The following is a 23,049-nucleotide window of genomic DNA, read 5'->3' as shown; positions in this document are numbered from 1 at the left end:
TCTCCATAGTGGAAAATATAAAACCAGACATCTAATTGTTTATTAACGCATTTTTTGTGACATACGCTTTGAGGCCTTTCACTTAGGGGACGATATCCCCATTATGTACGCTAAAACCCTTTATATTGTTACCTACCTAACAAGTAACACAAACGTTACATGGAATAAACACTCATATCCATGCAACATACCATCTTCAATGAGAATTCAGGAAATCTATTACTTGTTGAGATTTACAACTGCATATCCAATACACATGTATATACATTTAATGACTTCGTCATCATTTCCTTTGATTAGTCTTTTTAAGTTTCTAATACCCTTGTCTGTAGGTATGATTGGACCAGCAGCCAAAATAGCACTCCGAAACTCTGGATTATTAGCTAATCCTTCTACCCATGACTCATAAAACTCAGTCGGTGATGCGAAGTTCATCTGCGCTTTTAAAATCTTTTCTACTCTTGGCTCTAGAACTTTTAATATGTCGTTCTTTTTGGGAAAGTGCCTATTAATGCCCGAACGTGACACGCCACAGTGGTTAGATAGCTTAGTAAATGTTAATGACTCAAACCCTTCGCACATAGTGATCTCAAAAGCGGAATCAATTATTTTTTGCTTTGTTAGTTCAGCTTCGGCTGCGCTTACTCGTACCACCAAATACTCCTCAAATGAAAGCTATGATCTAGTTCTTAGATAAACTTAGTTTATACATAACAAGTAAAACAAAGTTAATTTTAATCCGACCTTAACTTCCATTTAATATACATTCGTCCGCTATTATTGCAATTCAGATTGTACAAAAATAGACCAGACCAACTAGAGCATACTAGTGAAATACCTATAAGCCACTGAAGTTTAAAAAGTTGTCTATATAACACTATTCTTGTCAATTACTTCAGAATGAAAGTATAGAGTACAAAGGTAACTAATGCTTTTAGGTTGAACGTAAGTAAGTCACGTACCAACTAACAAAATGAGAGCGACCAAAAAGATGCAATAAATTATTGCAATGAAAGGAACCCGGCAGCACGCAGACAGTGCCGAGTTTTATTACTTAAATCTATTGCTATGCATTAACAACAGCGTAGCCGATGGCTTTATAAACTACTGCCATAACATCTTCCTCACCACCGTTAATCTTATTCGCGAGGCTTTTTGCCCCGTCTTGAGAGTTGATGATGAACCCCAAGTTATTCAAAAGGTTTCTAAACATTCGGTCATGATCAACGGCTAATGTCCACGTTTCAAAAAACAGCTCTGGAGATGAAAAGTCTAAAGCTTGCTCTAGCCTTTTTGCCAGTTCTGGACGAATCTCATCCAGTAAATCTTCTTTTTTCTTAAAGTGACAATTGATGCCAGAACGGCTAATCTCAGCTTTCTTTGCAATATTGCTGAAAGTTAAACTTTCGCCTCCTTCAAGCGTAACAATTTTAATCGAAACGTCTATTATACGTTGTCTCGTTAGCTTAGCTACCTCTTGGCTAACTCTAGGCATACCGTCTCCTTATAGTTCGGGCTCATATGCTACACCCATCTGAAGCAATAATCACTACACCATCATATATAAAGGACATTATTCTTTATTTTACAATAAATTTCATTGCAATGTACGAAAAAGGAGACGTGTTTTTTAGAGAAAGTACTATATGAGAGTCCAAATACAAATGGTAACCAGCGAACCCCATGTACCTATTTCCTCGACTTAGGCAAAAACACTTCCCCGAGCATGCATCGAACGGAACCTCCACCAATGCTCTCAATGGTAGTGACATCGAATGGAAGTAGTTTTCCATGGATCGCCAGTTGATTTCTCTGTGCAGGTGTAAAGGCGTTGTATGCCGACTGCGACATTGCAATCACCTTATCGCCACGGTTGTTTTCCAGTTGAAGAATGTTGCCACAGAAGCGGTTCATTTGTTCCAGAGAGATGGAAATCACCTGCTTGGTTTTAACCAGCTCTTTGACTACGTAACGTCTTTCGAACTCGGGGATCACTTCATCACAGATAACGCAGAATGTTTCCCCCACTGCCATCATGACATTTGTGTGATAGACGGGCTGGCCGGAAGGCAATGCTGTCTGAAATGACACCACTCTATAGCCAATACGGCTTGCGTAATCTTCAAGTACTTCACGATCACACCTTAAAGACAATGCTGCGTAGATAGTCTTACCAACATGATCCATTACCATAACTCCGGTACTTTCCAGATAGGCATTAAACTCGTTGTACGCAACTAAGGAATCTTGCTTGGTGACAGCTCGGCCAGATGCATTCAGTGCATCAACTAAAGCCTGAGGGCGAACTTCTTTCTGGCGGTTGTCGCACGCCATAGGGAAAACAAATAGCTCACCTTCTAGTGTGGTACTAAACCAGTTGTTTGGAAAAACGGCATCTGGCGTTTCTGTTTCACCAAGGGAATAATCAAATTCAACGACCTGCACACCCTCACGACGAAGTCCTGCGACCATATTGGTAAACTCTTTCATCGCATTGGTTCGAACCTGTTCGCTTGTTAGTTCGACCTTGTGCATAAACTCATTGTCTTGCGCGGTTTCCGCGTTAAAGCAGAACTCTTTCGGTGGCACCATCACCACACAGTTTGCATTCTGGATTGAGCGCTCTGTGAGAAGTCCGTCTCTCTTTGCAGCCAGATCGCTAATGTTCGTATAACTCATCTCAATTCATCCTATCAATGATTGTTGAGAAAATTGTATTTACAGAGAGACATCGCTTTTCACTGAAATCTCTCCCAATCTCACACACAATCTTTACGTTTTCACTGCAAAGACCGGAAGAAACCGTAAAAAAGCACAGTACTAATCGTATCCACCAGGAAAACCCAATGGATAATTAGTCACTTTTGTGAATTTTATTCCCAAACAAACAAGGCACAGAGCGATATCGTACGAATAAGAAATGAATATATATCCAACCAATTCTGCATAGATATTTTATTTGTTTGATCTATGTCTTTTTTTTGATGTTTGAGCTAGTGTTTACAAACTAAACTGCCTTCCTAGTTTATAAAAAACTCAGTTATCAGCTGAGACATAAAAACAATAACAATGTCAGGATCGATTATGCTATTTAAGTTGTTTGAAAGCTTTACTAAACCCTTTCCGAAAGAAGAGCCGACTCAACCTCCTAAGGGTATATTTGCCTTTTGTCGTCACTACACAAGAGGCTTCGAAATTCCATTGCTGGTGATGGCATCACTCAGCACCATTGTCGCGATCATCGAAGTTTCCCTTTTTGGCTTTATGGGTCAGTTGGTTGACTGGCTGTCTGTAAGTAATCCGGAAACATTCTTACAAGAAAACAGCAGCACTTTATGGAAGATGGGCGCGTTGCTGTTAATAGTGATGCCCATTTTAATCATCCTCTATTCACTAACCATCCATCAAACGTTATTGGGTAACTACCCGATGTCGATACGTTGGTTGGCACACAGATACCTGCTGAAACAGAGCCTTTCTTTTTATCAGGATGACTTTGCTGGTCGAGTGGCGACCAAGGTGATGCAGACATCCTTGGCGGTACGAGAAACCGTAATGAAGTTGCTGGATGTATTTGTGTATGTGAGTGTTTACTTTACAGCAATCATAGTAATGCTGGCACAATCAGACTGGCGACTAATGGTGCCTATGCTGATTTGGCTTGCCGTGTATATCGCGGTTCAGATCTACTTCGTTCCAAAACTGAAAAACGTTTCCTCGGAACAGGCTGATGCTCGCTCCATGATGACAGGTCGAATTGTAGACAGCTACACCAACATCGCTACGGTAAAACTCTTCTCTCATAGTAAAAGAGAAACCGAGTATGCCGAAGAAGGTATGGATGGATTTCTTGATACCGTTTACCGCCAGATGCGTCTGGTCACTGGATTCAATATCAGCGTCGAAATAGCGAACTACCTGCTCGTATTCTCTATCGCAGCTATCTCTATCTACCTATGGATGGAAAGCGCCATCACTATTGGTGCCATCGCCATTGCCGTGAGTCTGGCTCTAAGAATCAATGGCATGTCGATGTGGATCATGTGGGAAGTCGGGTCTCTGTTTGAAAACATGGGTACGGTTGTAGATGGGATGTCTACATTGGCAAAACCTGTAGATATTACCGATAAAAAAGACGCGAAGCCGATAGTAGTCGAAAACGGTGGCATCGAGTTTGATGACGTGAGCTTCCATTACGGAGAGAAAGAAAAGGGCATCATCAGCAACCTGAACTTGAACATCAAACCAGGCGAAAAGGTTGGTCTTGTTGGTCGTTCTGGTGCAGGTAAGTCCACACTAGTGAACCTGCTGCTTCGCTTCCATGATGTTGAGAGTGGTCAAATCAAGATTGATGGTCAGGTCATCTCTGACGTCACTCAAGACTCTCTGCGAAGCAAAATCGGTATGGTGACGCAGGATACGTCGCTATTGCACCGTTCCATCAAAGAAAACATCCTTTATGGTAAACCGGACGCAACAGACGAAGAGCTGTTCAGAGCCACAAAACAAGCTCAGGCCGATGAATTTATCGAGACGCTAACTGACCCACACGGCAATAAAGGTTACGACGCACAAGTTGGTGAGCGTGGTGTTAAGTTGTCTGGTGGACAGCGTCAACGTATCGCTATCTCACGCGTGCTTCTGAAAAACGCACCGCTACTGATTCTGGACGAAGCAACATCTGCACTGGACTCAGAAGTGGAGGCCGCCATTCAGGAAAGCCTGTATAAGCTGATGGAAGGAAAAACCGTTATTGCTATCGCACACCGTCTATCAACAATCGCAGCAATGGACAGACTGATTGTTCTGGATAAAGGCCAGATCGTTGAGCAAGGTACTCACCAGGAGCTCATTAAAGGTGATGGTATTTATGCGCAGCTTTGGTCACATCAGACAGGCGGGTTTATTGCTGAGTAGTTCACTATCACTTCTCATTAGATAAAAAACACCCTCAGGCAGAACCTGAGGGTGTTTTAGTTTATCGGTTAGTAAGTTTAGCTTGTGACTTATAGGTAGTAACGAGCACCGATCATCCACTTGTCGTCTTTCTTTCTGCCGTCCTGATCATTGAGATCGAACTGGTATCCAGTGAAGCCAACAAACTGTGATGTGAAGTTGTATTCTGCCTGTATAGCAGACTCTTCACGAATGGTTTTATCTGTACTGTCATCTTCTACGTTTTCGTAGTTAACACTTAGGTTTAGGCTGCTGCTCAGTGCGTATGCCGCTAGAAATTCAGTAACTGTCGATTCTTTCGCATAAACCGTTGATGTAGGAGTAAGCTTGTTCATATATTTGTTTTGGCCGTATACACCAGCCAGGTACAAGCCATCACCGTATGAACCATATGCAGCACTGAACAGGTTTGATTTCGCAGACTTCTTATCTACATCACCACCGTTGTACGCATAACCTAATTTAAAGTCACCAACATTAAATGTAACGGCAACCTGTGCACGATCATCGTATGCTTTTTCGACGATGCCATTCTCGTCTTTAGTAACATCAGAACCCTGCCATGCAACACCAAGATTTAGGGACATATTGTTGCTAAATTCGATACCGTTACGATAGCTCACCATATCGTTACCACGGCCAGTGCCAAGGTTACCATGGTCGTCGTAGATAAAGTCGTTAGCAAACGCAATTGGCATGTCTGCAACACCAGCGACATCGTAGTAAGGAGCCCACTGTGTACCAACTACAAGACGACCATTTACATCATGTGACAAGCCAACATAACCCAGACGAGTGGTGAAAGAGTTGTCACCACCATCTAGCATGTTCAGAGCCCACTCACCTTTCGCATCAACAGTGTAACCGTTGCCTACATCATGTGTAGCGTTGATGTTGATACGTGGAGATACACTAGAAATACCGACTTCTTCTTTGCCAGTTGCATCCTCACCACCGTGGCTATCCAAAGCCACAGAAACATGCCCGCCAACTGAGAAAGTTGTGCCATCTTCATTATAAAGAGTTACTGCTAAAGAAGATGTTGTGTATAAAGCGCCTATGATAGCAGTAGATAATATTTTCTTATTCATAATCATTACTCTGATTTATATATAGCTTGCAAATTAAAATTTATTATTATTAAAATACATAATGACGATAGACAGGAATAAAATATCATCATATTGAAAAAAGTTTCATCCAATATGCTAAATTTTTCTGTTAAATCATATAAGTTCAATATCAGTCACGCTATTCAGATAACTTGTAAACAAGTAATATTCACTTCATCAAGAACAAGATAAGATTTATAATTAATATTGTTATCAATTAAAATTACGACACATATAACACAACAACTTCAATAGAAAATAGTTATGTTTATCTATCTGATCTCACCACTACAAAATCATAAACAAAGCAATAGATTAGCGGTAAGAATAATTCAGAACCTAAGTATGGATATGGGAGATAAATAAAACCTCTGAGTGATTCTATTTGACTATTAAAGAATCACTCAGAGTTGTTATTATTTTGTGAGCGTTGAAGAGCCGTAAAAACGGATAGTAGAATGTTCAATAAAAGTATCGAGTAACTTGTTGAACTCTTCTATTGCGGAAACATCGACAAACTGTGAACGAATATCTACCGTTGTAAGTACCTTAAGCTTTGTTGGAGAAAGCTGGGTAACGTTTCTTGTTAATGAACCCAGTTTGTGATTCAGCCTTAGTGTTGGTGGAATGTCAGTTATTTTCCAGACATCATTGGTATCGTAGTTGTACTCGGAATAAACACTCAAACCAGGAAAGTATTCTGGGAACCGCTCATTTTTAAGCTTCAGGTCCACAATCTCATCACGAAGCCAGGCATCGTTTTCAGCGTATGTCAGAGGCTGATCTGTCTCAAGAAAAGGAAGAATCTCAGCATTAGATTCAATCTCTAGCTCCTCGGTCATCTCGTCAATCGAACGAATGGTAAAAGATGGCTCAGGCTGATCGTAAACCACTTCCTGATACTGCTTTAACAAAGAATCATGTCTGTCTGCTTTATTCTGGCTGTATAGACTTGAGCGGAAACTAGAAGCGTATTCACCAAGATAGGTACGTGTCTGATGCTCTGACTGACCTCCGTTCTCCAGAAACTCTGTTTCGGTAACAATATTGAGCTTCCAGCGATAAGGGTCAGAATCCAGTGGGGAAGGGACAAAACCAAGCTCCAAAGGAAGGGAGACTTTGTTCTGAATCCATGACGACACGTATTGCCAGTTAGTCTGTGTATCCGTCGGATCGACGCAGTAATCTTCTCCGTTCAGTTTGAAACAGACAACGACGTGATTGTAGGCATTCATCGTTGGAATAAGCAGCTTGCTATTGTCTGTCCTATAAGTAGAAACCAGAACTAGCCTCGCTGGTATCCCATTTTTCTCTAACAGAGCCTTGAGCAAAACCGACTTATCTTTACAGTCACCATAGCGGTTCTTGATCGTCTCGCCTATGGTATGTGGTGTCATCGCATTGCCATAGTCAGACATAGACACATAACGTATATCTCTGGAAACAAAGTCTAGTATTGCAGCAATATTCTCTTCTTTTGAAGTACTCCCTTTCGTCAAATCACCATAGAGCTCATCCAGACCTTCAACGTCATCATTGGCCTTAGCCATCAATTCAGAAGCCTGCTCAATAACCTGATTCCAGCTCTCGTTGACGCCGATGGAGATGCGTTCAACATGATCTCGCCAATAGGCGTTTGTGTCGCCCTTATAAAGAGGTAACTCACTACCCTGACAGCTCAGCTGATTTTCCTGCTCTTCGCACTGAACATGTTTAGAGTCTAAAGCCCATGTTATCGGTGATGATTCTTCCCAAAATACATCCAGGCTAAATTGATTAATCGGATAATTGTTTTGGACATAAAGCTCTTGTGACCAATCAGACTCCATACGATTTTTCTGGGTAACAATTTCATATTCCAGTACAGAGAAACTGCCTTCCTTTAGTCCGGGAATCGCTAGTGCCACTTCTTTCTCGCTGTTGAAGGTGTTGTATTCATCAACATCCAGAATTTGAGCATCCGAAGGGGAAATTTGCATTACCTCACCTTCCGGAGAAATAGAAGCGACGGAGAGAATTCTCAAGCTTTCATAATTAGGATTGAAGTAAACACTCACTGTTCCGTAGTCTTTAGCATCAATAAAACGAGGGTAATAGTTGACCGACTTGCCAATAAACTTAACCGTATCTGATTTAACCTGATAACGAATCTCACGCAGCAACTGCGTCATTTCAGTTGGCTTCTCTCCATCGGGTAATAGCGACTGAACATGAGATAGATTGTCGCTTGAAAGCTGCCAATTTATCTCAACGTTTTCACTAGCAACAACGAGTCCTGGTGAACATAAAAACAATGTGACGGGCAATGCCAAACGATATCTTATCATCTTACCGTAAACTCCCTAGCCATAGATTTGTACGAGGCCACCTGTCTTTTATAGACATCATCTGGCGCTGTAAGAACACCAAAGAACTCATAGTTAGTATCATCTGCCTGAATAAACGTGATCAGTACAACTGCAGGCTCAAGAACCTGAGTTCCTGTGCACTCTGCCTCTATTTTTACGGTCATCGTATTCCGGACAAAGCTCCTCTTTTCTTTACACTTCACATCCGAAAATGACTCTCTAACCCAGTCTTTTCGACCACTCATATGCTCGTTTACATCACCGACATTTTTGTTTTCAAAAATAAGAACATAGGAGTCAAATACTGAGTTAGAAAACTCCGCAAGAGCGGTGCCATTACTAAAAGTTCCAGACTCTACGCTAAACCAGCCATTACCACTAAACGGCATTTCAAAGCTCTTATGTTCTTGCCTATAGACAGTGCTGCCGGAGTGATCATCCAGTTTGTCCATAAACAAGTCAGGATACGAAACATAAATGAAACCACCCAATATTGCCGGGAAGAGTGTAATTACAAGCAGCCAACGAAGAGCAGTAAGCAACTTATTTCTTGGTTTGAATTCTGCATTCTTTAGGCTATATTTCGCGGCATTTACACGCTGGGTCATAAAGGCGAAAGCGAAAGTAAGTGTCAGATAGAACACGCCTTCTAACCAATAAGGGACTTCAAGCTCTGACGTAAAAGAAAAGAAAGCGGTAGAAACAATAAAACCAATACAACCGACAATATATAGCTTTCGATTTCTGGCTACCTGTTTTCCACTCTCGATTTCTTCCACCCCATTTCCTAACCTTCGAAACGCAAAGAGCTGAAAAATCGCACCAAACGGAACGAACAGCCATAACCAGGGCGTAAAACTAGAGTTAGAGACCTTGTTTAGCTCTCTTGTTCTGGCAAAAAACCAGTAGTTTGAATACATATTGAAGGTGCTGAATGCTAATAGCCACTCCCAGATAAACGAGTTTGGTTTACTTATTAAAATTGGGTTAGCGACTTCTTCAGAGCTTTCATGCTCTTTATATTCTTCTATTTGAGCGCTACTTATCTCTTGCATATATACGGAATCCATGTACTAGAAACACTAATAATTCATTAGGTTACAGATAAAAATAGTCCGTAATTATCATCAATAATTAGTATTGATTCAAATGGGAATATCTATAAATGGTATAAATAACCATTTACAGATGATTTAAGACGCGAAGTGGATAAAAGCCTAGGAAGAAAAAAGGCCGGTGAGGGTCACCGGCCAAAAGTAGGTATTTACTACAACTACTAAAGCACCGCGAATGGCCCACGCCATTCATAGTTATCTCCACCGAACGAAACACGATGAGGTTCGCTCTGCTGAGATTCTTCTCGGTTGGAAATACCAACCTTATACGTTTTACCGCCTTCTAAATGAATCGCGATAACCGTACCAGTTTCATTGTGACCAATAACTTCTGTCTTCTTTACCAAGCCACGAGCGCCAACAGAGGCCTCGATAGACTCATTAAAATAACCATGTGTCTCCAGCACAGAGGCAAAAACATGGTCCTGACCCGTCTGACGCAGTATCAGTGCAGGCTCATTACGCAGGTTAAAGTCTGGGTCGTTTGCACCAGTACGAGTAAAGAACACTTTAGAACCTTCCGACGCGCTTGTAACCAACGAGTAGTAGCTTGAATCGTGCAGCCAACTTACCAGTGAGCTACCTTCAACTTCACCAGAACCAAGATTCCAAAGATGCTGATAACCGAAGTTTTCGCCCATAGGTTTTAGCTTGCTCTCAACCGCATAATCAAAGTCGGTGCGGATAATCTGGCCTTTATAGTGAACCGGCAGATCGTAGCTGTGCTCTTCGTCTGCTTCGATTCGATAAACATCAATAACCAGAGGCTTTTCGAACTCTTCCAGATCAGCAAGTATCACGCTGCGCTGCATCCTGGTGCCCTGATAGTACTCTTCGATAACAGCACTCATGCCTTGCAGCTTCTCTTCACCTGCGACAAAGAAGTGCTTCTGTCCAAAGCGAGATTCCGCAGTAGCGGTATCAAAATCGTTTTGTGTTTTCTGATCGACCGTTACTGTGTTGTGAGCAACCGTCTGCTTACAGTAAGACTTGTTTTCCGGGATATAACGTCCACCAAACTTAGGCTCAACGTTTACCCAGCGGCCAAAACCATAGTCGTGCAATACTTCATGACCTCGGTTGAATACGCTCAGGTGCAAACCATCGTAGTGACCATGATCCAATGCTGAGTGATACTGGTGATCAGAACCGTGCTGACCAAACCACATCAATGCCATAGTGTCATCGTCCTGACTGTCGCGGTGACGCAGGATAGTTAAACCACCTTTCTCACCCTGAGGGCCATCAGTCACGTACAGGCTACCCCAGTTAAACGGCTTGATATCTTCAGCCTGCTCAACCGCATCAGACAGCGTCTGACCAGACGTATGAACCCAGACATTTTGCTGATGATTCGCCATGCTAACCAGAGTGTCAGTCTGCTCATAACGCTGGTAGCTAACACAGGTGGCAATAATCACACCTTCATCGTTGATGCTAATAGTCTTTGACGAGTCATTCAGAGCAGGAAGTGTACCGTCCGGGAATGCTGTAGACATCACAGCATCTGCTGTTGTCTTAATAACTGAATCGTTGTGCTCGTAGATCTTCAAATCTGGCTGACGACGTTCAATGGCTTCAGCAAACAGGAAGATTGGACGCAGTGAGAAACGGTGATAGTAAGGGCCTTCCATATAGTAGCCATCAGGCGAGAACAGCTGATCAAGCTGCGCAAGAAACCCGCCGCTTACTCGGTCCATTTTCAGGCCGTATAGTGCTTTATCTACCGATTCCTGATCGTTAATCGAATAGCCACAGATACCTACCGCAGCAACCGCCCACAAGCCGTGGTTGTGAACGATATCGAAGTCATGTCCATAGGTAACAACGAACATCTCGATCATCGGCTGGAACAGATTAGTTTCAATAAACGCTTTCTTATCATCAGAAAGAGTGTGGAAAACACAGCTATACGCACACGATGCGTAAAGCATCCACATGTTCTCGTTCAGAGTTTGGTGGAACAGCTTACCCGGAGGGTTAGTATCACGGCTGACATTGCTTTCCAAAGTCGGGTAAACATCGGCGTATGCAGAAAGCATATCAACGATGTAGTCACCGTATTTCTGTTCTTCAGTAATCAAGAAAAGACGGCCAGCAATATCCATATGGATATAGTTCTGCTTATGACGGTTATGCTCATAACCGCCCGCTTCACCGTGGCCCGGCACTTCAATACCAACTGCCTGGATGTAGTCTTCTAGTTGTTTAATATCACGCGCCAGCGCTTTACCCAGAATAGTATCTTTACCCAGATCGTTGCGGAGTTGTGCCGCTTCTTCAAAGCTTAACAGCAAAGGCTGATAACTCATTGTTTTGTCTCCTGGCATAAAGCCATTGCTTCAATAGCAAACTGACCGTTCCAAGCATAGGTCACGCCATTCTTTTCTACTTTATGTTCTGTATTATCATCAACATCCTGCTGATTGCTCACCATCACAATAGCTTTAGATGCGTGAGTCTTAATCTCGATAACAGAACCTTCATTGTTATGCGCGATTACCGCGATTTGTTTTACATTTCCGCGTGCAGAAACCGACTGCTCAAACTCTTCATTAAAGTAGCCATGGGTTTCCAGAACGGAAGCAAGCAAGGTGTCTTCGCCGTTTGTGCGAAGGATAAAGCCTGGTTCACTTCTCAGATTAAATGAAGGGTCGTTAGCACCACTACGGGTGAAAATAACCTCATCATCACCATTTGAACTTGTACCAAGCCAGGTGTAGTAAGTATTGTTTTGTAGCCAGCTGACCAATGCCATTTCACCGCAGCCGCCACGTGCAACGTCCCAAAGATGCTGATAACCATCTTTATCGCCTAGCGTATCCAGCTCTTTATTGGTCTGATATTCAAAGTTGGTGCGAACAATCTGACCATCGAACTGGTGAGAGTAATCATATTGATGATTACCCTCGCCAGTCAGACGGTACAGGTCGACCAGGAGTGGAGCTTCTAGGTCATCCAGTTTCACCATAAGAACGCTACGCTGTTGCTGTACACCACCAAAATGCTCGTTTGCAAACGCACTCATACCACGAGCATTGTCACCTTCGATCTTGAAGAAGTGCGGCAAGCCATGGACTGCATCAGCACGTTCTACATCAAAATAATTCTGGCAGGTCTGATCGATTGTTACTGCGTTATGGGCGATAGTTTGGCGAGCATAGCTCTTGTTTTCGTCAAGGTAACGGCCACCGAACTTAGGCTCTACGTTTACCCAGCGGCCAAAGCCATACTCACGCAATACTTCCTGGCCACGGTTAAAGTAAGAGATACCCAGTGTATCGAAGTGTCCATGCCCCATACCGTGCTGACCATAGTTCATCACTAGCTGGAACACATCGCCAGACTGGTCTGGCATACGGATAAAGCCTTGAGCACCACGGTCACCATCCGGACCTTCATTGAGCTCAACGCTTGGCCAGCATGGCAATCCGATCTCTTCTTCTTTACCTTCGTAAGCGCGAGATAACTCAAGACCACAAGCATGCATCCATACCTGATCCTGAATTTTTGCCATACCTAATAGGTTCTCATCCAGACCAGTCTCTTGAGTACCGTAATGTTTCGCGTACTGAGATACCGCAACCTGAACACCCATATCTGTAATACCCATGGTACGGGAAGCATCATTCAGCGCCGGGAACTCACCATTAGGATAAGCAGTAGAAAGCAGCGCCTGCACCGTGGTTCCGATAACACCATCTTTGTAGCTAAAGATACCTACTTCCGGCATATGACGGTGAATCACCTCAGCAAATACACACAGTGGGCGAATCGCGTAGCGATGGTAATAAGGCCCTTCCATGTAGTAACCAGATGGTGCGAACAACTCTGAAATCTGTGCAAGGAAGCCACCAGAACCATTGTTCTCTATGCCGTAAACTGACATATCCAGATATTCGCGCTTACCAACCGCCAGACCACAGATACCAACAGCAGCGACAGCCCAGATCCCGTGGTTGTGGATACGGTCAAAATCATGCGCATACTTCACGGTAAACATGTCCAACATAGGATCGAATACACGCTCAACAATGCGTTCGCGCTGCTCTTCACTCATATAAGCAGCAACACATGAATAAGCAAGGCTGGTGTATAGCAGCCAAACATGTTCGTTTAAAATCTGGTGGAATAACCGGCCTGTTGGGTTTGTGTTTTTCTGAACATGGAAACCAAAAGTCAGGTACTTCTCTGCGTAAAGTTCAAGTAACTCAGTAACAAACTTTGCGTACTTTTCTTCGCCGGTAACCAAAAACAGACGACCCGCCAGGTTCATATACTGATAGTTCTGCTTATGGCGGTTATGCTCATAACCACCTGCTTCTCCATGACCTGGAACGTCATAGCCCAAAGCCATAAAAGATTCTGTTTCTTTAATATGCTTTGCGATAGTACGACCCATTAGAGTGTCGCGGCCTACTTCTTTTTTTAGTTCAGCGATTTCGGCTTCAGTCATCAAAATCGGTTGTGTTACTGCTGTGTTCACAGAGCTCTCCCAACAAGCAAATCTCATTTCTAAATATAAAATAATACAAATAGGCTTTTTTTGCACGAATCAAAATCAGAAATAACGAGATAAATCACATTAACCCTACAAGCCCTTATTAAATAAACCTTTAAAGATTATTACTTTGTATCGCCCTTATCCATGAACTGGATATAAACTTGATGCACCTCTCATTATCTTAAACTTATTGTATGACAATTGAATAAAGTACGGTTATGATGACGCCAATTACAGAGTTAAGTATTGAACAAATTCCGGGAGATGTTATGAACCCTTTCTTTATGATTAATGAAAATGAATGGGAAGAGCTTGGTGGCGGCATCAAGAGAAAGATTGTTGGTTACACTGATGACCTAATGGCAGTTCATCTTGAATTCGACAAAGGTGCTGTTGGTGAACCGCACTCTCATGAGATTCATGACCAGATTGGATATGTTGTTAAAGGTAGCTTTGAAGCTGAAGTAGATGGCAAAAAGCAGGTACTAAAAGCCGGTGATGCTTACATTGCGAAAAAGCACCTTGTACACGGCGCTGTATCACTGGAAGACCGCAGCATTCTTATGGATGTGTTCTCTCCGGTTCGTGAAGATTTTCTGAAATAAGAGGTACTCCAATGCGACCATTTAAGATTGCGCTACTCGGCGAGTGCATGGTAGAGCTTCAACAGCATGGCGAATATCTAAAGCAGGCATTTGGCGGTGATACGCTGAATACGGCTATGTATCTTTCGCGCCTGACAAAAGGTTTGGGACAAACCAGCTATGTAACAGCCCTGGGCAATGACCCGTTTAGCCATGGAATGGTTCGTGAATGGAATGAGAATGGCGTTGATACCAGCCTCATTATGCACATCGATGAAAAACAACCAGGTCTGTACTACATCGAGACTGACGATACCGGTGAGCGAAAGTTCCACTACTGGCGTAACGACTCTGCTGCGAAATACATTTTCGACCAGGCTGAGCGCTCAGTTGAACTCATTAACAACCTGATGGAGTTCGATGCTATTTACATCAGTGGCATCACTATCGCGATTCTTACAGATACTGGCCGCAACGTACTGTTTAGCCTACTTGATAAATTTCGTGCTAAAGGTGGTCTGGTTTGTTTTGACAACAACTACCGTCCAAAGCTTTGGGAAACCCAAGAGCAAGCTCTGAACACATACCGCACGATTTTGTCACTGACCGACATCGCGATGCTGACCTTCGACGATGAGCAGGATCTGTATGGTGACACTGATGTAGATCAGTGCATTGAGCGCACTCAAGCTGCTGGTGTTAAAGAGATAGTGATCAAACGTGGCGCTGAAGACTGCCTTATTGTAGTAGGCGACGAACAAGTTTCTGTACCTGCAACAAAAGTAGAAAACGTTGTAGACACAACAGCTGCTGGAGACTCATTTAGCGGTGGCTATCTGGCAAAACGCCTGACAGACGGCAGCGCAGAAGAATCTGCAAAACTGGCACACAAGATGGCGGGTACTGTTATTCAGTACAAAGGCGCAGTTATCCCTGTAGAAGCTATGACAGGCCTGACCCTCTAACCAAAACTCATTAAACCAAAGGAACCCATTAAAATGGCAACACTTAACGAACAACTGGCTCAACTTAAAGTTATTCCGGTTATCGCAATTAACAAAGCTGAAGACGCAATCCCTCTTGGTAAAGTTTTGGTTGAAAACGGCATGCCATGTGCTGAAATCACCTTCCGTACAGAATGTGCCGCTGAAGCTATCAAGTTGATGCGTGATGAGTTTCCTGAGATGCTGATCGGTGCTGGTACCGTTCTGACTAACGATCAGGTAGACGAAGCGATTAACGCTGGCGTTGATTTTATAGTAAGCCCTGGCTTTAACCCTCGTACAGTTGCTTACTGTCAGGAAAAAGGCGTTGCAATCGTACCGGGTGTTAATAACCCAAGCCTTGTTGAGCAAGCAATGGAAATGGGCCTTCGCACACTTAAGTTCTTCCCGGCAGAGCCATCTGGCGGAACAGGTATGCTAAAAGCACTCACTGCGGTTTACCCGGTGAAATTTATGCCTACTGGTGGCGTAAGCACCAAGAACCTGGATGAATACCTGGATATCCCATCTGTACTCGCGTGTGGCGGTACATGGATGGTTCCAACCAAGCTGATCGACGAAGGTAAGTGGGATGAACTGGCTGCGCTTGTGAAAGAAGCGGTTGAGTTTATTCAAGCGTAATCAACTCCAATAAGAATCACCCTATTGATAATAATAATTAGAGTGTGCTGTTTGTTCAGCGCACTCGCAATGAATCTCCGTTGCAAGATTGTTCTGTCGGCAATCTTGCTTTTTTTATTCAGGAGCCATCTCTCCCCCTAACATTCTTAAAACCTCACAAACTACACATACAATAACCTCAAAACCTGCTACTCCCTATACACTACAAACAAAGCTATCAACAATCCTAGAAACCTAACAATCCTTAGATATAGCTAGGAACTTGATCGAAATCTCATCACAACAATCCGGTATGTGACCTAGGTATTGTTTCACTCTTAATATGTTGTAAATAATTATTGTATTACAATATGCTAATTCCCATGTCATTCATGGAGGATGTATGAGAAATAACAAAGCACTGGCTCTAGATGCTATTGAGCTGGTAAAACCGGCGATAGAAAGACTGTTCGAAAGAACAAACCGCAAAGAGCTTCACATCGTAGTGATGGATCCTTCCATCAAGCCTTGGGAATCCAGCTTCGAAGAAGCGATTCTGGTAGAGGCTTCTATCGGCTCTCCTGAAGAGTGGACCATTCCATTTGATGAGTTTGCAAGAAAGAAAGCAAAACAAGCGTGGAGAAACTCGGTTTCCAACACTCAGATTCAAAATATTCACCCTGCGTCCCTCAAGGACGATGACCTGATGTTTTATGGCTCATTCGTCTATGGCGATGTGGTTGTCGCATGCAGCGGCGTTGAACAATGGTACGACATGCTCATGGCAGGCTGGATTGCAGTAGCAACCGAGCAGTTAGCCATCAGCGAGTACCAATCTGTAAAAACAAATAACCCTACCCAACAAACTAGAATTTCGTGAACAAAAGGTGTCCCTTATGAGTAACCTACTAAAAAAAGTATTAGTCACTGCCGGCATTATCGCTTCTACCTCTGTTATGGCAGCTGATTACCCTAGCAAAAACATTCGTCTTGTTGTTCCTTTTGGTGCTGGCGGTGGTACTGATGCTGTTGGCCGTACTCTTGCTAACTCTGCAAAAGATATCCTTGGTCAAAACATTGCTGTAATGAACCGTACGGGTGGTAGTGGTGCGGTAGGTATGAGCTTTGGTGCTCAGCAACGCCCCGACGGATACACACTAACGGTTGTTACGCGTGAAATCGCCTCTCTTCCTCAAATGGGACTGATGCAGCACGATGTTGATGACTTTAAACTGATTCGTCTTGTAAACCTTGACCCAGCGGTTGTTCTGGTCGCGAAAGACAGCCCATACAACACGATCAATGACCTGATTGCTGAAGCTAAGAAGAAAGATGGCGCAGTGAAGTTTGCTTCTACAGCTGCTCCAAACTTCTACCTGATGACACTTGAAAAAGCTGAAGGCATTAAGCTAAACGCTATCCCATACAATGGCGCAGCAGAAGCAATCCCAGCAGTACTTGGTGGTCACACTGACGTGACTATGGTGACTCCGGGTGAAGCTATTGCTCAGCTACGTTCAGGTCAACTTAAAGCCCTGGGTGTAATGTCTAACGAGCGCATTTCATATATCCCAGATGTACCAACTCTAAAAGAGCAAGGCGTTGACGTACAAAGTGGTACATGGCGTGGTATTGGTGCTCCTAAGAATACGCCAGATGCTGTAATCGAAACTCTTGGTAAAGCGTTTGATGAAGCGATGGCAACTACTGAGTTCAAAGAGTTCATGCAGAAAGGTGCGATGACTATCCACCCAATGAATGCTGAAGAATTTACTAACTTTGTTAAACAGGACACTGCAACACTTGGTGAGCTAATCAACAACTAAGTTTTACTGTTCCACTCTTCATAAAGGGGACGATACGTCCCCTTTATGAAATAATTTTATTTAGGCAATTCTATGAAAGAGCGCAATATATTATTTCCTGTGCTTATGGTGATAATCAGCATTCTTGCTCTTATTTCAATAAGCCAGTTTGACAATCCCAGGTTTCAGGATGCCAGCGTAAATGCGAAGTTCTTCCCTACGGTTGTTGCATGCTTCATTATTTTTATTTCTGTGCTGCTTGCTGTACAAAGCAAACTGAAAAACGAAGCGGCTAAAGGTGCTGAACCCATATTTTCAAAACTGGCGATTTTTGGTGTCGCTTTTCTTTTAGTTTATGCGGTACTAATCAGCTTCATCGGATACCTACCCGCTTCTCTAATCGCATTCACTGTCTATCTGGTTGTATTCAAGGTAAAGAAACCATCTTATTACGCCATCGCCTGGACATTTGTCGTTGCTATTTATTACCTGTTTAGTGAAGTGTTCATTATTTCACTTCCACAGGGCTCGCTTTTCTAAGGTGGATTTATGTTAGAACATCTAATTGCTGGCCTTTCGACTACATTTAGTTTTGCCGTTCTACCGGTTCTCTTTTTTGGTGTTTTGGGCGGTATCATTCTCGGTGCATTGCCAGGTTTGACCGCAACCATGGGTGTAGCGATTCTTCTGCCATTCACTTTTGGTATGGACTCAACGCCAGCACTGGTGATGCTTATCGGCGTCTACATCGGTGGTATCTACGGTGGTTCCATTGCTGCCATCTTATTAAAAACACCCGGGACTCCTGCCTCTGCTGCCACTGTTTTAGATGGCTACTCACTTTCCAGCAAAGGACAAGCCGCCAGAGCATTGAGTATTTCTGCTGTAGCTTCTTTTGTGGGTGGCACAATCAGTACTATCGTTCTTATTGCAGTTGCACCTTTGCTGGCTAACTTTGCCTTAAGATTCAACGCTCCTGAGTACTTTGCGCTAGCACTGTTTGGCCTGACGATCATTGCCAGTGTTTCAGCACAGAACATTCTGAAAGGCTTGCTTGCTGGTGCTATTGGCTTACTCATATCAACCTTTGGCCTTGACCCAATCAGTAGTGTTCCTCGTTTTACCTACGGCATCATGGATCTGTATAGCGGTGTGAACGTTATCCCTGTACTGATCGGCCTGTTTGCGCTTTCAGAATCACTCAACCAGATCGAAAAAGTGATGGCTGGTAACAAGGTTAAAATGCCTAAGTTTGACCACAGCCTAATGAGCAAAAAAGATCTTAAAGAGATGCTTCCAACCGCGGTTAAGAGTGGTTTGATGGGCACCTCAATCGGCTCAGTTCCTGGAGCAGGCGCAGATATTTCAGCTTTCGTTTGCTATAACGAAGCGAAACGCTCTTCTAAGAATCCTGACGAGTTCGGTAAAGGTTCTGTACGTGGTTTAAGTGCTGCAGAAGCAGGGAACAACGGTGTTACAGGTGGTGCTCTGGTTCCCCTTCTTACTCTGGGTGTACCGGGAGATGCCGTTGCTGCGGTTCTGCTAGGTGCGCTTATTGTTCAGGGACTCACTCCGGGACCACTGCTGTTTACTCAAAGTCCAGATGTGGTTTATGGCGTATTCAGCTCAATGTTGGTAGGTAACATCATCATGCTGATTATCGGCCTGATCGGTATTCGCTTCTTCTGCCGCATTATCGAAGTACCTAAGATTCTGATGATTCCTATCATCATCTTCCTGTCGATTATCGGTGCATACGCGATCAACAACTCGATGTTTGATGTGGGTGTGGCTATTTGCTTTGGTGTACTTGGATTTGCTCTGGGTAAGATGGATATTCCTTCCTCTCCTATTCTGTTGGCCATCATTCTTGGCCCAATGGCGGAAACTAATCTGCGTAAAGCCCTGCTGATGTACGACAATAGTTGGTCATTCTTATACGAAAGACCCATCGCTCTAGCGTTTATTGTGCTGGCCGTATTCTCTGTCTACTCGACAATGAAAATGAAGAAGAAACTAACTCCGCAAACCTGATCTGATTTACTGGATCACTCCCTTAGGGCGATTTTGATTGTAATCAACATCGCTCTTTTTTTAGTTTATTTCAGGAACTGTTCGCTTATGAAAATTGCTATTGGCAACGACCATTCTGGTTTAGCGCTAAAGCAGCAAATTGCTGACTACCTTGGAACACAGAAGTACACTGTGATTGATGTCGGCACCAATACACCTGAGAGAACACATTCTGCTCTTTACGCCAAACAGGTTTGTAAGCAAATTATCGAAAACAAAGCCGACCTAGGTATTTTGATTTGTGGTACAGGTGTTGGAATGTCTATCTGCGCTAACAAGATGAACGGTATTCGCGCGGTGTTAGGAGCAGATATTTACACTGTAAAACAGTCTAAAGAACACAATGACACCAACATCCTCACTCTGGGGGCAATAACCACCAGCCCAGAAAAAGCTAAAGAGCTTGTTGATGTCTGGTTAAGTTCGACTTTTGATGAAACCGAGATCCGAAAATATCGGCTTGAGTTGATGGAAGAAATCGAAAATCGGTGGGGCTAGTTCACCCTTTCGATCAGTAGTGAAACCTTAGGGCAACGATGGTCAGCGTATCCTGAGTAAACTTATATATCATGCGATGTTCAGTGGTAATGCGCCTTGACCAATATCCAGATAGATTTTCTTTTAATGGTTCCGGTTTACCAAGCCCTTCAGATGGCGTCCGCTTAGTATCTTTTATAAGGGTGTTAATTCGTTTCAACGTCTTTTTATCTTGCGTCTGCCAATACTCGTAGTCTTTCCAGGCATTGTCAGTAAAACAAAGTAACATCAGTCATCCTCATCAATAAGCTGTTTTTCGCTCACTTCACCTTTTTCAGCCTGAGCGATTGATTCCATCAACCAGGCAGCATTTTTTGGGTTAGACATCAGATAGATCGTTTCACGCCAGGAGTTAAACTCGGACTCACTCATCATTACGACATTCTCTGAATCTCTACGATGGATTGTCACTGTATCACAATCATTCACGACCTTATCGCATACATTTTTCAGGTTGGCTCGCAACTCAGAATAATTAAAAACTGTCATGTTTAACCCCTAGTTGTACTTAACTAAGTACCGATTATAACTTGTACGTATTTAAGTGCAAGTTAATCAACTCTGTATAACAACCTATGAGCGGCGAGGTTTCGTTCTTTACCATAGGTCTCCATTACATTGAGCCGGAAAAGTACTTAGTCATATTTCGGAACTCCGTCGGTGTAACACTGGTATGTCGCCTGAAATACTTAGCCAGATTTGTAGGCTGGTCAAAGCCCAGATTGTCCGCTATTTCAGTAATCGTAAATGATGAGTTCCGCAGTAGCCTCTTAGCTTCAAGAATCACTCGCGAGTCAATAATTGACTTTGCTGATTTGCCCTTAACTCTTTGGCAGGCAGTGTTAATGAGCTTGCTGCTTAGCTTCATCGTGTCAGCGTAATCACTCACATTCTTTCGATCCTTAAAGTTTTTTTCTAGCACGGCATCAAAGTCAAAATAGATATTCTGATACTTACACCGTACCTCTCGCTTATCCACCTGCTCTGACTTGGAAAGCGCTTTGAAAATAATGTTTCTTAACGTGTTTCTGTAAATGGCTTCACTAAAATGATTGGCTTGATTCAAATAACCATTGAGCAAGTACTGAAAGTCTGACCTCAGAAGTTCATCCGTGTCATACACAGCATTTATTTCTCGTACATTTTTTCGAACCGGTATCCTGAACTCGTACTTTTCCATCGAGAACACGTCTTGCTCGTCATACGTAACAACTATCCCCTGCCAATCTATCTCTTTAGCAAACTTGTGAGTCTGTTCCTGACTGATCATCAACAGGGTGCCAGGTTTAAAAAATACGACCTGTTCATCAATGTAGTGATAGCCTTTGCCACTGGTTACCAATATCAATAAGCCGCTCTCTGGCTTCGATGGAAGTGTAAGAGCACTTTTAAATTGACGCCTAACGTAGTCCGTCAATAGCATCGCATTGAATTCAGAGCTGTTACTTTCTATTTCAGGTAGTTTCTTACAATGCATGTTGGAATATCACTCTGCTCTGTTCCTGTTCTTGCTCTCCTTGTTTGATTGAATCCTGGTCGAAATCTAAATGCTGTACACACATCTCCTTCACTTCATTTAGCTCTGATGAGATCATTCCTTTTGCGTCCAGTTCTTCAATCGTTTTTAACGCACGACTGAAATATTGAAGTTGCACCAGACAACTTATATAAAAATGTACCGCGACCTCGCTGCCATCTTCCCTGTTCACTATCTCCTCGAACTCTTGCAAAGCATCACTGATACGCCCACAAGAGTGGTAGCCCATGGCTCTCGCAATTCTTGCGTCCTGATTTTCAGGTTCAATCTTGCAGGCACCTTCAAAGAGCGCTAATCCTTCGTCATGATTTCCGCGTAAATACTCCATTTTCCCGAAATTAATATACGCAATGGCGAAATTTGGCTCTGCTTCCAGCACCTTCTCAAACAGCACCGCCGCAACATCATATGTTCCAGTCTGGCTATGGCAAACTGCCAGGTTATACATGATCGATGTATTCGTTGGGTGCACTTCCAATAGCCTTTCCAATAACCTGGAAGCTTCAGTAAAACTATCTGACTGAATCAATTGCACTGCCTGTATGAATTCAGGATGCTTGAGAATATTCACTTCACTCATTATTTAAACTCCAATTGTTTGCACACGATACATATCACCTAGGACAAAGATTGATAGTGAGCAATTCTCGTAGACGTACACAACAATGGCACTGTGATATGTCACAGTGACTTATAGGCGAGCTAAGCAAATAATTCCCTTGTCGATTTGTTGGGGAACAGTTTATGAGTTGTTTAAGTTGCAGTGAGAGTAGCTGCCAAAATAAAAAGTCCGAGCCGAAGGTCAAATGGCGATTTGATTTTTCAAAGCTCTTTCGTCTGTTAGCAATTACCAGTCTGCTTGCTGCCTGGAATC

At 43.1% G+C, this 23,049-nt stretch carries 21 protein-coding genes; 9 read left to right on the top strand and 12 right to left on the bottom strand.

The features are described from left to right. Positions 1-219: 219 nt before the first annotated feature. The 3 genes from SNR28_RS00105 to SNR28_RS00095 form a co-directional block, all read right to left on the bottom strand. Positions 220-654 (bottom strand): TetR/AcrR family transcriptional regulator, encoded by a 435-nt coding sequence (locus tag SNR28_RS00105; RefSeq protein WP_375748984.1) that lies wholly within the window; start codon positions 652-654, stop codon positions 220-222. 412 nt (positions 655-1,066) lie between these two features. Beyond that, positions 1,067-1,495, bottom strand: a complete 429-nt coding sequence (locus tag SNR28_RS00100) for a TetR/AcrR family transcriptional regulator (protein WP_375748983.1) — start codon at positions 1,493-1,495, stop codon at positions 1,067-1,069. Between the two features lie 194 nt (positions 1,496-1,689). Continuing rightward, a complete protein-coding gene (locus tag SNR28_RS00095) occupies positions 1,690-2,592 on the bottom strand; it encodes an arginine deiminase-related protein (protein ID WP_375749930.1) in 903 nt (300 codons plus the stop codon). A gap of 492 nt (positions 2,593-3,084) precedes the next feature. On the opposite strand from SNR28_RS00095, the gene SNR28_RS00090 reads away from it, so the two are divergent. Further along, positions 3,085-4,917, top strand: coding sequence for an ABC transporter ATP-binding protein (locus SNR28_RS00090; protein ID WP_375748982.1), 1,833 nt, complete (start codon positions 3,085-3,087; stop codon positions 4,915-4,917). An 89-nt stretch (positions 4,918-5,006) separates the two neighbouring features. Here the strand turns inward: SNR28_RS00090 and SNR28_RS00085 are convergent, their stop codons facing one another. From SNR28_RS00085 to SNR28_RS00065, 5 genes are all read right to left on the bottom strand, one after another. After that, entirely contained in the window at positions 5,007-6,047 is a 1,041-nt protein-coding gene (locus SNR28_RS00085; protein ID WP_375748981.1) for a porin, read from the bottom strand. Positions 6,048-6,484: 437 nt separating this feature from the next. Next, positions 6,485-8,395, bottom strand: coding sequence for a DUF3857 domain-containing transglutaminase family protein (locus SNR28_RS00080; RefSeq protein ID WP_375748980.1), 1,911 nt, complete (start codon positions 8,393-8,395; stop codon positions 6,485-6,487). Continuing rightward, the gene (locus SNR28_RS00075; protein WP_375748979.1) at positions 8,392-9,471 is read right to left on the bottom strand and encodes a hypothetical protein; all 1,080 of its coding nucleotides are present in this window, start codon (positions 9,469-9,471) and stop codon (positions 8,392-8,394) included. The genes SNR28_RS00080 and SNR28_RS00075 overlap by 4 nt, the downstream gene beginning before the upstream one ends. Before the next feature lie 221 nt (positions 9,472-9,692). Continuing rightward, positions 9,693-11,843: a heparinase II/III family protein gene (locus tag SNR28_RS00070; protein WP_375748978.1), complete on the bottom strand. Its 2,151-nt coding sequence runs from the start codon at positions 11,841-11,843 to the stop codon at positions 9,693-9,695. Next, a complete protein-coding gene (locus tag SNR28_RS00065) occupies positions 11,840-13,987 on the bottom strand; it encodes a heparinase II/III family protein (protein WP_375749929.1) in 2,148 nt (715 codons plus the stop codon). Before SNR28_RS00065 ends, SNR28_RS00070 begins: the two co-directional genes overlap by 4 nt. Before the next feature lie 317 nt (positions 13,988-14,304). Here SNR28_RS00065 and SNR28_RS00060 point away from each other — a divergent pair, with 317 nt between their 5' ends. The 8 genes from SNR28_RS00060 to rpiB all read left to right on the top strand — a co-directional run bounded on the left by SNR28_RS00060 (position 14,305) and on the right by rpiB (position 20,599). Next, complete coding sequence (locus tag SNR28_RS00060; RefSeq protein WP_375749928.1) at positions 14,305-14,640, top strand: cupin domain-containing protein; 336 nt, start codon at positions 14,305-14,307, stop codon at positions 14,638-14,640. Positions 14,641-14,651: 11 nt separating this feature from the next. After that, complete coding sequence (locus tag SNR28_RS00055) at positions 14,652-15,584, top strand: sugar kinase (protein ID WP_375748977.1); 933 nt, start codon at positions 14,652-14,654, stop codon at positions 15,582-15,584. Positions 15,585-15,617: 33 nt separating this feature from the next. Continuing rightward, positions 15,618-16,244, top strand: coding sequence for a bifunctional 4-hydroxy-2-oxoglutarate aldolase/2-dehydro-3-deoxy-phosphogluconate aldolase (locus SNR28_RS00050; protein WP_375748976.1), 627 nt, complete (start codon positions 15,618-15,620; stop codon positions 16,242-16,244). Positions 16,245-16,626: 382 nt separating this feature from the next. Continuing rightward, entirely contained in the window at positions 16,627-17,103 is a 477-nt protein-coding gene (locus SNR28_RS00045; protein ID WP_375748975.1) for a hypothetical protein, read from the top strand. A 16-nt stretch (positions 17,104-17,119) separates the two neighbouring features. Beyond that, positions 17,120-18,049, top strand: coding sequence for a tripartite tricarboxylate transporter substrate binding protein (locus SNR28_RS00040; RefSeq protein ID WP_375748974.1), 930 nt, complete (start codon positions 17,120-17,122; stop codon positions 18,047-18,049). A gap of 72 nt (positions 18,050-18,121) precedes the next feature. After that, complete coding sequence (locus tag SNR28_RS00035) at positions 18,122-18,568, top strand: tripartite tricarboxylate transporter TctB family protein (protein WP_375748973.1); 447 nt, start codon at positions 18,122-18,124, stop codon at positions 18,566-18,568. Between the two features lie 9 nt (positions 18,569-18,577). After that, complete coding sequence (locus SNR28_RS00030; protein ID WP_375748972.1) at positions 18,578-20,062, top strand: tripartite tricarboxylate transporter permease; 1,485 nt, start codon at positions 18,578-18,580, stop codon at positions 20,060-20,062. Between the two features lie 87 nt (positions 20,063-20,149). After that, positions 20,150-20,599, top strand: coding sequence for a ribose 5-phosphate isomerase B (gene rpiB, locus SNR28_RS00025; RefSeq protein WP_375748971.1), 450 nt, complete (start codon positions 20,150-20,152; stop codon positions 20,597-20,599). Positions 20,600-20,612: 13 nt separating this feature from the next. Here rpiB and SNR28_RS00020 read toward each other — a convergent pair whose 3' ends face one another. The 4 genes from SNR28_RS00020 to SNR28_RS00005 form a co-directional block, all read right to left on the bottom strand. Further along, positions 20,613-20,867 (bottom strand): Txe/YoeB family addiction module toxin, encoded by a 255-nt coding sequence (locus SNR28_RS00020; RefSeq protein WP_375748970.1) that lies wholly within the window; start codon positions 20,865-20,867, stop codon positions 20,613-20,615. Then, on the bottom strand, positions 20,867-21,127 hold the full coding sequence (locus tag SNR28_RS00015; RefSeq protein WP_375748969.1) for a type II toxin-antitoxin system Phd/YefM family antitoxin: 261 nt from the start codon (positions 21,125-21,127) through the stop codon (positions 20,867-20,869). Before SNR28_RS00015 ends, SNR28_RS00020 begins: the two co-directional genes overlap by 1 nt. A gap of 124 nt (positions 21,128-21,251) precedes the next feature. Beyond that, complete coding sequence (locus tag SNR28_RS00010) at positions 21,252-22,115, bottom strand: helix-turn-helix domain-containing protein (protein WP_375748968.1); 864 nt, start codon at positions 22,113-22,115, stop codon at positions 21,252-21,254. Beyond that, entirely contained in the window at positions 22,105-22,755 is a 651-nt protein-coding gene (locus SNR28_RS00005) for a tetratricopeptide repeat protein (protein WP_375748967.1), read from the bottom strand. Before SNR28_RS00005 ends, SNR28_RS00010 begins: the two co-directional genes overlap by 11 nt. Positions 22,756-23,049 lie beyond the last annotated feature (294 nt).

This window comes from Vibrio iocasae (assembly GCF_042245395.1).
Taxonomy (GTDB): Bacteria; Pseudomonadota; Gammaproteobacteria; order Enterobacterales; family Vibrionaceae; genus Vibrio; species Vibrio iocasae.
The sequence above is the reverse complement of the archived record's forward strand: the minus strand, read 5'-3'. Positions and strand labels throughout refer to the sequence as shown.

Excerpts from the sequence above, each read along its gene's own strand:
- SNR28_RS00005 (WP_375748967.1), bottom strand. The coding sequence starts at position 22,755 with ATGAGTGAAGTGAATATTCTCAAGCATCCTGAATTCATACAGGCAGTG.
- SNR28_RS00055 (WP_375748977.1), top strand. The coding sequence starts at position 14,652 with ATGCGACCATTTAAGATTGCGCTACTCGGCGAGTGCATGGTAGAGCTT.
- SNR28_RS00010 (WP_375748968.1), bottom strand. The coding sequence starts at position 22,115 with ATGCATTGTAAGAAACTACCTGAAATAGAAAGTAACAGCTCTGAATTC.
- SNR28_RS00090 (WP_375748982.1), top strand. The coding sequence starts at position 3,085 with ATGCTATTTAAGTTGTTTGAAAGCTTTACTAAACCCTTTCCGAAAGAA.
- SNR28_RS00075 (WP_375748979.1), bottom strand. The coding sequence starts at position 9,471 with ATGCAAGAGATAAGTAGCGCTCAAATAGAAGAATATAAAGAGCATGAA.
- SNR28_RS00030 (WP_375748972.1), top strand. The coding sequence starts at position 18,578 with ATGTTAGAACATCTAATTGCTGGCCTTTCGACTACATTTAGTTTTGCC.
- SNR28_RS00040 (WP_375748974.1), top strand. The coding sequence starts at position 17,120 with ATGAGTAACCTACTAAAAAAAGTATTAGTCACTGCCGGCATTATCGCT.
- SNR28_RS00070 (WP_375748978.1), bottom strand. The coding sequence starts at position 11,843 with ATGAGTTATCAGCCTTTGCTGTTAAGCTTTGAAGAAGCGGCACAACTC.
- SNR28_RS00100 (WP_375748983.1), bottom strand. The coding sequence starts at position 1,495 with ATGCCTAGAGTTAGCCAAGAGGTAGCTAAGCTAACGAGACAACGTATA.
- SNR28_RS00095 (WP_375749930.1), bottom strand. The coding sequence starts at position 2,592 with ATGGTGCCACCGAAAGAGTTCTGCTTTAACGCGGAAACCGCGCAAGAC.
- SNR28_RS00045 (WP_375748975.1), top strand. The coding sequence starts at position 16,627 with ATGAGAAATAACAAAGCACTGGCTCTAGATGCTATTGAGCTGGTAAAA.
- SNR28_RS00050 (WP_375748976.1), top strand. The coding sequence starts at position 15,618 with ATGGCAACACTTAACGAACAACTGGCTCAACTTAAAGTTATTCCGGTT.
- SNR28_RS00065 (WP_375749929.1), bottom strand. The coding sequence starts at position 13,987 with ATGACTGAAGCCGAAATCGCTGAACTAAAAAAAGAAGTAGGCCGCGAC.
- SNR28_RS00085 (WP_375748981.1), bottom strand. The coding sequence starts at position 6,047 with ATGAATAAGAAAATATTATCTACTGCTATCATAGGCGCTTTATACACA.
- rpiB (WP_375748971.1), top strand. The coding sequence starts at position 20,150 with ATGAAAATTGCTATTGGCAACGACCATTCTGGTTTAGCGCTAAAGCAG.
- SNR28_RS00080 (WP_375748980.1), bottom strand. The coding sequence starts at position 8,395 with ATGATAAGATATCGTTTGGCATTGCCCGTCACATTGTTTTTATGTTCA.
- SNR28_RS00020 (WP_375748970.1), bottom strand. The coding sequence starts at position 20,867 with ATGTTACTTTGTTTTACTGACAATGCCTGGAAAGACTACGAGTATTGG.
- SNR28_RS00035 (WP_375748973.1), top strand. The coding sequence starts at position 18,122 with ATGAAAGAGCGCAATATATTATTTCCTGTGCTTATGGTGATAATCAGC.
- SNR28_RS00015 (WP_375748969.1), bottom strand. The coding sequence starts at position 21,127 with ATGACAGTTTTTAATTATTCTGAGTTGCGAGCCAACCTGAAAAATGTA.
- SNR28_RS00060 (WP_375749928.1), top strand. The coding sequence starts at position 14,305 with ATGAACCCTTTCTTTATGATTAATGAAAATGAATGGGAAGAGCTTGGT.